10 protein-coding genes are annotated in these 11,314 nt (G+C 71.0%); 9 read left to right on the top strand and 1 reads right to left on the bottom strand.

The genetic code is table 11. From position 1 onward, the window contains the following. Positions 1 to 97: 97 nt before the first annotated feature. Positions 98 to 1,042 carry an ABC transporter substrate-binding protein gene (locus AB0L37_RS34500; RefSeq protein WP_365514709.1) on the bottom strand — a complete coding sequence of 315 codons (945 nt, stop codon included), beginning with the start codon at positions 1,040 to 1,042 and terminating at the stop codon, positions 98 to 100. Positions 1,043 to 1,521: 479 nt separating this feature from the next. Here AB0L37_RS34500 and AB0L37_RS34495 point away from each other — a divergent pair, with 479 nt between their 5' ends. From AB0L37_RS34495 to AB0L37_RS34455, 9 genes are all read left to right on the top strand, one after another. Next, positions 1,522 to 2,370: an amino acid ABC transporter permease gene (locus AB0L37_RS34495; RefSeq protein ID WP_365514706.1), complete on the top strand. Its 849-nt coding sequence runs from the start codon at positions 1,522 to 1,524 to the stop codon at positions 2,368 to 2,370. Then, a complete protein-coding gene (locus AB0L37_RS34490) occupies positions 2,367 to 4,157 on the top strand; it encodes an FAD/NAD(P)-binding protein (protein WP_365514704.1) in 1,791 nt (596 codons plus the stop codon). Before AB0L37_RS34495 ends, AB0L37_RS34490 begins: the two co-directional genes overlap by 4 nt. Positions 4,158 to 4,203: 46 nt before the next feature. After that, positions 4,204 to 5,094 carry an amino acid ABC transporter permease gene (locus AB0L37_RS34485; RefSeq protein WP_365514701.1) on the top strand — a complete coding sequence of 297 codons (891 nt, stop codon included), beginning with the start codon at positions 4,204 to 4,206 and terminating at the stop codon, positions 5,092 to 5,094. Then, on the top strand, positions 5,091 to 5,876 hold the full coding sequence (locus tag AB0L37_RS34480; protein ID WP_365514699.1) for an amino acid ABC transporter ATP-binding protein: 786 nt from the start codon (positions 5,091 to 5,093) through the stop codon (positions 5,874 to 5,876). The genes AB0L37_RS34485 and AB0L37_RS34480 overlap by 4 nt, the downstream gene beginning before the upstream one ends. 34 nt (positions 5,877 to 5,910) lie before the next feature. Beyond that, a complete protein-coding gene (locus tag AB0L37_RS34475; RefSeq protein WP_365514696.1) occupies positions 5,911 to 6,879 on the top strand; it encodes an ABC transporter substrate-binding protein in 969 nt (322 codons plus the stop codon). Positions 6,880 to 6,926: 47 nt separating this feature from the next. Continuing rightward, a complete protein-coding gene (locus AB0L37_RS34470; protein WP_365514693.1) occupies positions 6,927 to 8,006 on the top strand; it encodes an LLM class flavin-dependent oxidoreductase in 1,080 nt (359 codons plus the stop codon). Next, a complete protein-coding gene (locus AB0L37_RS34465; protein WP_365514690.1) occupies positions 8,003 to 9,307 on the top strand; it encodes an LLM class flavin-dependent oxidoreductase in 1,305 nt (434 codons plus the stop codon). The genes AB0L37_RS34470 and AB0L37_RS34465 overlap by 4 nt, the downstream gene beginning before the upstream one ends. Continuing rightward, positions 9,304 to 10,059 carry a DUF1684 domain-containing protein gene (locus AB0L37_RS34460; RefSeq protein ID WP_365514687.1) on the top strand — a complete coding sequence of 252 codons (756 nt, stop codon included), beginning with the start codon at positions 9,304 to 9,306 and terminating at the stop codon, positions 10,057 to 10,059. The genes AB0L37_RS34465 and AB0L37_RS34460 overlap by 4 nt, the downstream gene beginning before the upstream one ends. 265 nt (positions 10,060 to 10,324) lie before the next feature. After that, complete coding sequence (locus AB0L37_RS34455; protein ID WP_365514684.1) at positions 10,325 to 11,230, top strand: S1 family peptidase; 906 nt, start codon at positions 10,325 to 10,327, stop codon at positions 11,228 to 11,230. Positions 11,231 to 11,314: the final 84 nt, after the last annotated feature.

Below are 11,314 nucleotides of genomic sequence, written 5' to 3'. Positions count from 1 at the left end.
CCCCGCGCCCCTGAGGAAGCTGCGCGCAGCGCATGCTTCAGGGGCGCGGGGAACTGCGCGACCAGCCCCCACCGGGCCGCAGACGACGGGGAACCCCCTAGTCCTTGATCTCCGGCGGCGAGATCTGGGACCGGTTGATCGCCGAGGGGCCCGTGCCCCATTTGGCCAGGATCCTGGCGTACGTGCCATCGGCGATCAACCTGTTCACCGCGGAGCGAAACGCGGCAGCGTACGGCGTGCCCTTCTTGAACGCGAAGCCGACGTCCAGGCGGTGGAACTCGTTGAGGAACTTCAGGCCCTCCTGGTGCGCCACCGCGTACCGGAGGCCGTTGATCGTGCTCATCACGACGTCGCTGCGGCCCTGTTGCAGGGACGACCAGATCGCGCTCGGCTCGGCGTACGTCTTCACCTCGTACGCCGGCTTGCCCGCCCGCTCGCAGACCTTCTTGTTCTCCTCCAGCGTCGCCTCGAACGTCGTGCCGGCGCCGGTCGCCACGTTCAGGCCGCACAGCTGCTTCAGGTCCGTGACCTTCTTCAGGTCGCTGTCCTTGCGGACGGCGAAGCCCTGGCCGTCGTTGATGTAGGTGACGAAGTCGATGGTCCTGCGGCGCTCGTCGGTGACGCCGAAGTTGCCGGTGCCGAGGTCGTACTTGCCGCTGTCCAGGGCCGGCAGGATCGCCTCGAAACTGGCGACCTCCTGGTCGAGCTTGATGCCGAGGACCTTGGCGACCGCGCGCGCGAAGTCGATGTCCTGGCCGACGACCGTCTTGCCGTCCGGCAGGTAGAGCGAGTTCGGCGGGTTGCCGCCGACGCTCACCGCGATCTTGAGGGTGCCGTTCTCGCGGACGCCGGCCGGCAGCAGCTTCGCCGAGGCGGGGTCCTCGGTGACGGCCGACACCACGTCCTTCGTGGGGATCTTGTCGTTGCGGGCGGCGGCGGGCGCCGCGGCGTTCGTCGCGGCGTCACCGGAGCCGCACGCGGTCAGGCCGAGCGTGGCCACGGTGATCAGCGCGAACGCGGAAGTCAGGGAAACAGGGCGCATGGCGGAGAGGTCTGTCCTTCGACTGAGCGCGGAAAGGAGGCATGGCGAGGGGAGGGTGCGGCAGGGTGAAGGCGCGGGAGGGTACGCGGACGGGCGCGTACCGGGACGCGTGAGGAAGAGCGACGGAGAAGAGTGAAGAAGGCGAGCGAAGAAGGCGAGCGAAGAAGGCGAGCGAAGAAGGCTCAGGCAGAAGCGACGCGCTCAGAGGCGTCGAAAGGGCATCAACAAGACGCGGACCACACTCGACCGAAGTCGATGTGGGAGCGCGTGACCAGCCACTGCTGCGGATGCATGGGAGCAAGTGGAACAGGCATCCGGTTCGGCGTCAACTCACTTGAGACGCACGGCTCATAGTGTGGACAGCCTTGACAGCGGACGTGAACAGCCCCTTACTCTCGGTGCGATACCGCTGCTGAGGGGCTGCGGTACCAGGTGTGAAGGCAAGACCGTGCCGCCCGTGCGGCACTCGGAGCCTTCTCATGTCCTCAGACACGCTTTCCCAGATGGCCGCCCCGGCTCCGCCCGTGGCCGCGGCCGTTCCCCGGATCGTTCCGCGCCGCCGCGTCGGCCAGTGGATCGCCGCCGGTGTGCTGCTCGTCCTGCTCGGCCTCGTCGTCAACTCCGTCCTGCGCAACGACGCGTTCCAGTGGGACGTCGTCGCCGAGTACTTCACGACGACGTCCGTGCTGCGCGGGCTCGGGCTCACCCTGTGGCTGACCGCGCTCGTCATGGCACTCGGCTTCGCCCTCGGCACCCTGCTCGCCGTCATGCGCCTGTCCGCCAACCCCGTGCTGCGCGCGGTGAGTTGGGGGTACGTGTGGCTGTTCCGGTCGATGCCGATCCTGGTGCAGCTGCTGTTCTGGTTCAACATCGGCGCCCTGTACCCGCAGCTGTTCGGCGTGAAGACCGTCGACCTGTTCGGACCGGTCACCGTCGCGATCATCGGGCTGACCCTGCACGAGGCCGCGTACGCCGCCGAGGTCGTGCGCGGCGGAATCCTCTCGGTCGACCGCGGCCAGATCGAGGCCGCCCAGGCGCTCGGCCTGTCCCGCTCCCGGCGCTGGCGCAGGATCGTGCTGCCGCAGGCCATGCGCTCCATCGTGCCGCCGGCCGGGAACATGCTGATCGGCACCCTCAAGGGCACCTCCATCGTCAGCGTCATCGCCGTACAGGACCTGCTGTACTCGGTGCAGCTCGTCTACCACCGCACGTACCAGGTCATCCCGCTGCTGCTCGTCGCCACCCTCTGGTACGTCGTCGTCACCTCGCTGCTCAGCGTCGCGCAGCACCACATCGAGCGGCACTACGCGCGCGGGACGCAGCGATGAGCACCGGGCTGCCCGCGCGGCAGTCGCTCGTCATCGTCGGAGCCGGGCCGCGGGGGACCGGCATCCTGGAACGCATCGCCGCCAACACCCGTGAGCAGAGCGGTGAGTTGGCGCTCGACGTCCATCTCGTCGATCCGTACCCGCCCGGCGGCGGACGCATCTGGCGGCAGGAGCAGTCGCCGCTGCTGTGGATGAACTCCGAGGCGCAGGACGTCACCATGTTCACCGACGACACCGTGCGGCTCGCCGGGCCCGTGCTGCCCGGACCCGCGCTGCACGAGTGGGCCGGCATCCACGGCCGGGTCTTCGCCGACCGGCGCCGCCAGGGCGGCTATCTGCGCTGGGTGTACGAGAAGGCCGTCGCCGAGCTGCCCGCCGGGGTCGTCGTGCACCACCACGCGCGGCGCGCCGTGCGGGTCAGCGGACCGCGCGACGGGCGTCAGCAGGTGTGGCTGGAGGATGTGGCGCGGCCGCTCGCCGCCGACGCCGTGGTGCTCGCACAGGGTCACCTCGACGCCGAACTGGACGATGAGCAGCGGGAGTTGTCCGCGTACGCCGCCCGGCACCGGCTCGTGCACCTGCCGCCGGACTTCACCGCGGACTCCGACCTGTCCGCCCTCGGGCCCGGCCAGGACGTCCTCGTCCGCGGCTTCGGGCTCGCCTTCGTCGACCTGATGGTGCTGCTCACCGAAGGGCGCGGAGGCCGGTACGAAGGTGACCAGTACATCCCGTCGGGGCGCGAACCCGTGCTGTACGTCGGGTCGCGGCGCGGGGTGCCGTACCACTCCAAGATCGGCTACGACTGGGACGCCGGCGCGGGGGAGCGGCCGCCGCTGCCGCGCTTCCTGGGGCCCGCCCAGATCGACGAACTCCTCGCCAGGGAGGGCGGGTTCGACTTCCGGCGCGACGTGTGGCCGCTCATCGACAAGGAGCTCGGCTACGCGCACTACCACCGCCTGTTCACCGCGCACCCCGAGCGGACCGCCGTCGCCTGGACGGACTTCGAGGAGAAGTACGCCGCCGCCGCGCCGCTCAGCGCGGAACTCCAGGCGCTCGTCGCCTCCGCCGTCCCCGACCCGGCCGACCGGCTCGACCTCGCCGCACTCGACCGGCCGCTCGACGGCGTACGGCACGCCTCGCACGAGGAGTTCCAGGACGCCCTGCGCGGCTACGTCACCGCCGACCTGGAGCGCCGCCACGACCCGGAGCACAGCCCCGACCTGGCCGTCTTCCTCGGGCTGCTCTCCGTGTACGGCCAGCTCGTCCGGCTCGGCGACGTCGGCTCCTGGTGGCACGGCTTCTTCAGCTACCTGGCGTCCGGGCCGCCCGGGCCCCGGCTGCGCCAACTGCTCGCGCTGTCCCGCGCCGGAGTGGTCCGCTTCGTCGGCGCCGGCATGCGGGTCAGCGCCGAGGGCGGTGTGTTCCGCGCCACCAGCGCCACCGTGCCCGGCGCGGTGATCGAGGCCCGGGCGCTCGTCGAGGCGCGGCTGCCGCAGCCCACCCTCGCCCGCACCCGCGACCAGCTGCTGCGCACGCTGCACGCCGAGGGCGCCGTCTCGACTCCGGCCGGGCTGCTGGCCGTCGACCCGGACGACGGGCGGATCCTCTACGGCGACGGCGGCGCCCACCCGCGCCGGTTCGCCCTCGGCGCGCACACGAACGCGCGCGGCGCCGGCGCGTTCACCCGGCCCCGCACCAACAGCCCGTCGTTCCGGCAGAACGACGCCACGGCCCGGGCCCTCCTCGGCCTCCTGCGCGAGCTGTCCTGTCGCGCCACCGCCGCCTGAGCACCCTCCTTCGCCACCCCGCCCTTTGAGCAACCTGAGGACCGTCATGTCTCTGACCGCCGATCCACCCCTCGGCAAGACCGCCGAGAAGCCCGTCGCCGCCGACGACTACGCACAGCTGAAAGTCGTCCCCGTGCGCCACCCCTGGCGCTGGCTCGCCATCGCCGCGACCGCCGTACTGCTCGCCCAGTTCGCCCACGGCCTTGTCACCAACGCCGGCTGGGAGTGGCGGGTGTTCGGCGAGTTCTTCACCGCCGACGTCATCCTCAAGGCCGTCTGGACCACCCTCCAGCTCACCTTCTACGGAACCGCGTTGGGCTTCGCCCTCGGGATCGTGCTGGCTTTCATGCGGCTGTCGCAGAGCCGGTTCCTGAAGACGGTGGCGTTCGGCTACATCTGGGCGTTCCGGTCCATCCCGCTGATCGTGCAACTGCTGTTCTGGTTCAACCTGGCCTACCTGTACAAGGAGTTGCAGTTCGGCATCCCCTTCGGGCCCGGCTTCTTCTCCTTCGACACGATGGGCCTCGTCGGCGCGATGAGCGCGGCCGTCCTCGGCCTGGCGCTGCACCAGGCCGCGTACGCCGCCGAGATCGTGCGCGGCGGTGTACTCGCCGTCGACAGCGGCCAGTTGGAGGCAGCGGCCGCCCTCGGCATCCCGCGGCTTCGGCAGATCCGCCGGATCGTGCTGCCCCAGGCGATGCGCTCGATCCTGCCGAACGCCGCCAACGAGGTCATCTCCCTCTTCAAGGGCACGTCGATCGTCTCCGTCATGGCGATCGGCGAACTCTTCTACCAGGTGCAGGTCATCTACGGCCGCAACGGCCGCGTCGTGCCCCTGCTCATGGTCGCCACCGCCTGGTACGTCCTGCTGACCAGCGCGCTCTCCGTGGTCCAGTACTACGTGGAGCGCCACTTCTCGAAAGGTGCCACCCGATGAGCGCCCCGGCCCCCGCCTCCGCCCCCGCCATGGTCGACATCAAGTCCGTGCACAAGAGCTTCGGTTCGCTGGAGGTGCTGCGCGGCATCGACCTCGAAGTACGGGCCGGCGAGGTGACCGTCGTGCTCGGCCCGTCCGGCTCCGGCAAGTCCACCCTGCTGCGCACCATCAACCACCTGGAGAAGGTCGACAGCGGCTGGATCAGCGTCGACGGCTCGCTCGTCGGCTACCGCCGCTCCGGAGACAAGCTGTACGAGCTGCGCGAGCGCGAGGTCCTGAAGCAGCGCACCCACATCGGCTTCGTCTTCCAGAACTTCAACCTCTTCCCGCACCTCACCGTCCTGGAGAACGTCATCGAGGCGCCCGTCTCCGCGCTCAAGCGGCCACGCGCCCAGGCCGCCGAGGCGGCGCGCACCCTGCTCGACCGGGTCGGGCTCGGCGACAAGGCCGACGCCTACCCCAAGCAGCTCTCCGGCGGCCAGCAGCAGCGCGTCGCCATCGCCCGCGCGCTCGCCCTGGAGCCGAAGCTGCTCCTGTTCGACGAGCCGACGTCCGCGCTCGACCCCGAGCTCGTCGGTGAAGTCCTCGACGTCATCAAGGACTTGGCGCACCAGGGCACCACGATGATCGTCGTCACGCACGAGATCGGCTTCGCCCGCGAGGTCGCGGACACCGTCGTCTTCATGGACGAGGGCCGCATCGTCGAACAGGGCGCCCCCGGCGACGTACTGGACGCTCCGCGCGAGGAGCGCACGAAGGCGTTCCTCTCCAAGGTCCTCTGAAACCAGTCAACCTCACCCCTTCAGGAGTACGACCATGCTGTCCCGCCGCACCCTCGCCGCCTCCGTCGCCGCCCTCGCCCTGGCCCCGCTGCTCACCGCCTGCGGAGGTGACAGCGACGCGGCCACGACCACCACGAACCGCACCAAGAAGGTCGGCAACATCAACATCGGGCCCGACCAGCACCGGATCCGCGGCAAGAAGGTCGACAAGATCGCCGCGCTGCTGCCGGAGGCGATCCGCGAGCGCGGCACGCTCCGGCTCGGCGGCAGCGCCGACGCCTCGCCACCGCTCGGCTTCTTCGCCACCGACGACAAGACCCGGATCGGCTCCGAGCTCGACATCGCGACCCTCGTCGCCGACACCCTCGGACTCAAGGTCCGTCAGGAGCTGGTGAGTTGGGAGAACCTCTTCGTCGGTCTCGACAGCGGGAAGTTCGACGCCGTCTTCTCGAACGTGACGGTGACCGAGGAGCGAAAGGAGAAGTACGACTTCGCGACGTACCGGCTCGACAACATCGCCTTCGAGGCAAAAAAGGGGACGGACTGGCAGGTCAAGGGGCCCAAGGACGTCGCGGGCAAAACCATCGCCGTCTCCTCCGGCACCAACCAGGAGAAGATCCTCGTCGACTGGAGCAAGCAGGACGAGAAGGCCGGCCTGAAGCCCGTCACCATCAAGTACTTCCAGAAGGACACGGACTACTACCTCGCCCTCCAGTCGGGCCGCATCGACGGCTACCTGGGCCCGAGCCCCGCCGTCGCCTACCACGTCGCGTCCGCCGGGCAGTCGCGGATCGCCGGCACCATCTCCGGCGGCGGCGACCTGGTCCAGGGCAAGATCGCGGCCACCACGAAGAAGGGCAGCGGGCTCGTCGACGCGTACGCCGCCGCGCTGAACCACGTCATCGAGGACGGCTCGTACGCGAAGGTCCTCAAGCGGTGGGGCCTGTCCAGCGAGGCCGTCCCGGAGTCCGAGGTCAACCCGAAGGGCCTGCCCAAGCCCTGACGGCCGCGCGGCCTCAACTCGCCCTGCCCACCGAAAGGTTCACCCTCATGACCAGCCACCCTGGCCGGCGGCCCCTGCACCTCGCCGCGGCCGTCGACCTCCCCGGCACCCACACCGCCGAGCCCTACCTCCGGCTCGCCCGGCTCGCCGAGCGCGGCGCCCTGGACTTCGTCACCCTCCACGACGCGTTCGGCGCGGCCGGGCTCGACGCGCTCGCCGTGCTCTCCCGGATCGCCCCGCGGACCTCGCGCATCGGGCTCGTGCCGACCGTCACCACCACCCACACCGAGCCCTTCCACGTCCAGGCCGCCGTCGCCACCCTCGACTGGGTCAGCCGGGGCCGGGCCGGCTGGCGCCCCGACGTCTCCCCCGGCGAGGCGGAGGCGGCCCTGACCGGTCGGCGGGCGCAGGTGCCCCCGCCCGCCGACCTGTGGCACGAGGCCGGTGAAGTCGCCGACGTGGCGCGCAAGCTGTGGGACAGCTGGGAGGACGACGCCGAGATCAGGGACGTCGCCACCGGCCGTTTCGTCGACCGCGAGAAGCTGCACCACGTCGACTTCGAAGGCCGTACGTTCTCCGTGCGCGGCCCCTCCATCGTGCCGCGCCCGCCACAGGGCAACCCCGTCACCGTCGTCGACGCCACCCGCCCGTACGCGTACGACGTCGCCGCACGGCACGCCGACGTCGCGCTCGTCGGCGTCTCCGACCCCGATCAACTCGCCGCCGTGCGCACCGGGTTGCGGCGCCGGGCCGCCGAGCACGGCCGCGACCCCGACGACCTGCGCGTCCTCGCCGCCCTGCGGATCGACCTCGGCGAGGGGGAGAGCGCCGCCCTGCCCGGGCACGGCGGCGGCCCGCTGCCCACGGGGGAAGGGCCGCTGTACCGCGGCGGGCCCGTCGATCTCGCCGACCTGATCGCCGACTGGCACCGCTCCGGCGCCGCCGACGGCTTCCACCTGACGCCCGTCGACCCGCGCCGCGACCTGGAGCGCCTCGTCAACGGCACGGTGCCGTTGCTCCAGCACCGCGCCCTGTTCCGCACCTTCTATCCGGGCAGCACGCTCAGGGAGCACCTGGGGCTCGCCCGGCCCGTCAGCCAGTACGCGACCGCGGGGGACCCCCGATGACCTCAACAGGCAAGCAGCGCAAGCAGATTCACCTCGCCGCACACTTCCCGGGCGTCAACAACACCACCGTCTGGGCCGACCCCCGCTCGAAGTCGCAGATCGACTTCTCCTCCTTCGAGCACCTCGCCCGCACCGCCGAACGCGGCCTCTTCGACTTCTTCTTCCTCGCCGAAGGGCTGCGGCTGCGCGAGCACAAGGGCCGCATCCACGACCTCGACGTGGTGGGCAGGCCCGAGTCGATCACGGTCCTGAACGCGCTCGCCGCCGTCACCGACCGGCTCGGGCTCGCCGCCACGGTCAACGCGACCTTCAACGAGCCGTACGAGATCGCGCGCCGCTTCGCCTCCCTCGACCACCTCAGCGGGGGCCGCGCCGCCTGGAACGTGGTGACGTCCTCCGACGCGTTCACCGGAGAGAACTTCCGCCGCGGCGGCTTCCTCGACCGCGCCGACCGCTACACCCGCGCCGCCGAATTCGTCGAAGCCGCGAGGGAGTTGTGGGACGCGGGGACCGAGCGGCCCTTCGCCCACCACGGACGGCACTTCTCGATCGACGGCGACTTCGGAGTGCCCCGCCCGCCGCAGGGACACCCCGTCGTCATCCAGGCCGGCGACTCCGCCGAAGGCCGCGAGTTCGCCGCGTCCGCCGCCGACGTCATCTTCACCCGGCACGGCACCCTGGAGGCCGGACGCGACTTCTACGCCGATGTGAAGGCGCGGCTCGCGGCATACGGCCGTGAGCCCGACGACCTCAAGATCATGCCGGGTGTCACCTTCGTCCTCGGCGACACCGCCGCCGAAGCGCAGGAGAAGGCCGCCGAGATCCGCCGGCAGCAGGTCTCCCCGCAGAACGCGCTGCTCGCCCTGGAGCAGATCTGGGGCGTCGACCTGTCCTCGTACGATCCGGACGGACCGTTGCCCGACATCGACCCGGTCGTCGGCAGCGGCCTCTCCCAGGGGCGCACCCACCGCGGCGACGTGCTCGAAGTCGCTGAGAAATGGCGGGAGTTGTCCCGTGCCAAGGGACTGTCCATCCGGCAGACCGTCATCGAGACGACCAGCCGCCAGTCGTTCATCGGGACGCCCGGGACGGTGGCCGCCGAGCTCGACGCGTTCGTGCAGGGCGGCGCCGCCGACGGGTTCATCCTCGTACCGCATCTGACACCCGGCGGCCTCGACGAGTTCGTCGACCGGGTCGTGCCGCTGCTCCAGGAGCGCGGCGCCTTCCGCACGGAATACACCGGCACCACGCTCCGCTCCCACCTGGGACTGCGCACGCCCGAAAGGACGCTCACGGCATGACGACGGACGCACCGGACTTCCCCGAGGCCGCTCGGAAGCAGTGGCACGAGGAGCGGGTCGCCGCTGTCTCGGCCCCGCACGGCGTGCTCTCCCTCGTGGGCACGCACTGGCTCGACGACTATCCGGACGGACGACTTCCGGCCATCCCCGGCACCTGGTCGGCCGACGGTGACGCGCTCGTGCACACCGTGGACGGGCGGCGGACCCGGCTCGGCGCCGACGCCACCGAGACGCTCGGCGAGCGCCGGCTCGTCGTCATCGTGCGCGAAGGGCTGTGGGCCGTACGGGACTTCGACCCGGCGGCGCCCGCCCGCACCGCCTTCGCGGGCATCGACGCCACCCCGTACGACGCGCGCTGGTCCGTGGAGGGCCGCCACACGCCGTACGGGACCGGGCGCGAGATCCGCGTCGAGAACGCCGACGGCAAGGAGCGCGGACTCGGCCTCGCCGGCGAGCTGACCTTCCCGCTCGACGGACAGGAGCACACGCTCAAGGTGGCCCGGCTCGGCGACGGGCGCCTGTGGGCCGTCTTCGCCGACGCCACCAGCGGGGCGGGCAGCTACCGGTTCCGCTTCCTGTACGCAGAGGCCCCCGACGCGGACGGCCGCACCACCGTCGACCTCAACCGCGCGGTCCTGCCGAACTGCGCCTTCGCCGACCACTTCATCTGCCCGTTCCCGCCCCCGGGCAACACCCTTCCCGTGGCGGTCGAGGCGGGGGAGCGGAACCTGACGGCGCCGCCGTCCGTCTGACGGGACGGAGCCCAGCCCCGACGGCCGGCAGACGCGTACGAGACGTACGGGTGACGCCGTCGGGGCATGCCGTCGTGTTTGCGGAGATCCGGCGGAAGTCTGAAAGGTGCTCTTGTGCCGGGTAGTTGAGAGCCCGAATACTCCCGAGCAGCGCTTGTCAGGAGCACGGCGTGTCCGGAATCCGGAGCACCGTCGTCGCCCTGGCTGCGCCTCACGGGCCCCGACCCCACGCGGGCCCCCGACTTCCCTACGGGAGGAACGACCAGTGAGGATCAAGCGCACCACCCCCCGCAGCGGTATAGCGAGACGGACCCGGCTGATCGCCGCGGGTTCCGGTTTCCTTGCCGCGGCAGCGTTCGCCGTACCCTCCGCCCACGCCGCCGACGCGCCCCAGACGTTCAGCGCCGCCGAACTCACGCAGACCAGTGACGCGGTGCGCGGCGCCGACGTCGCCGGTACCGCGTGGGCCGTCGACGCCAAGACCAAGCAGGTCGTCGTCACCGTCGACAGCACGGTCTCGCAGGCCGAGATCAACCAGATCAAGAAGGAGGCCGGCGCGAACGCGGGCGCCCTCAAGATCGAGCGCACGGCCGGCACCTTCAAGAAGCTGATCTCCGGCGGCGACGCCATCTATGCGAGTAGCTGGCGCTGCTCGCTCGGCTTCAACGTCCAGGACAACAGCGGGAACTACTACTTCCTGACGGCCGGTCACTGCACCGACGGCGCGGGCACCTGGTGGTCGAACTCGTCGCACTCGACGACGCTCGGCACCACGGCAGGATCCAGCTTCCCGGGCAACGACTACGGCCTGGTCCGCTACACCAACAGCTCCGTGACCAAGTCCGGGACCGTCGGCAGCCAGGACATCACCAGCGCGGCCACGCCCTCCGTGGGCACGACCGTGTACCGGCGCGGCTCCACCACCGGCACGCACAGCGGCCGGGTCACCGCACTCAACGCCACGGTCAACTACGGGGGCGGCGACATCGTCTCCGGCCTGATCCAGACCACCGTGTGCGCGGAGCCCGGCGACTCGGGCGGCCCGCTGTACGGCGGGACGAAGGCCTACGGCCTGACCTCCGGCGGCAGCGGCAACTGCTCCTCCGGCGGCACGACCTTCTTCCAGCCGGTGACCGAAGCGCTCAGCGCGTACGGGGTGCACGTCTACTGACCCCGGGTCCGACCTCTTCGCACGTCGTACGTCAGTGAACCGCAGCCAGCAGTAGGGGCCCTCGTCCGGGATTGTGCCGGGCGG

It is taken from the genome of Streptomyces sp. NPDC052225 (assembly GCF_040679615.1).
In the GTDB taxonomy this organism is placed as follows: Bacteria; Actinomycetota; Actinomycetes; order Streptomycetales; family Streptomycetaceae; genus Streptomyces.
The sequence above is the reverse complement of the archived record's forward strand: the minus strand, read 5'-3'. Positions and strand labels throughout refer to the sequence as shown.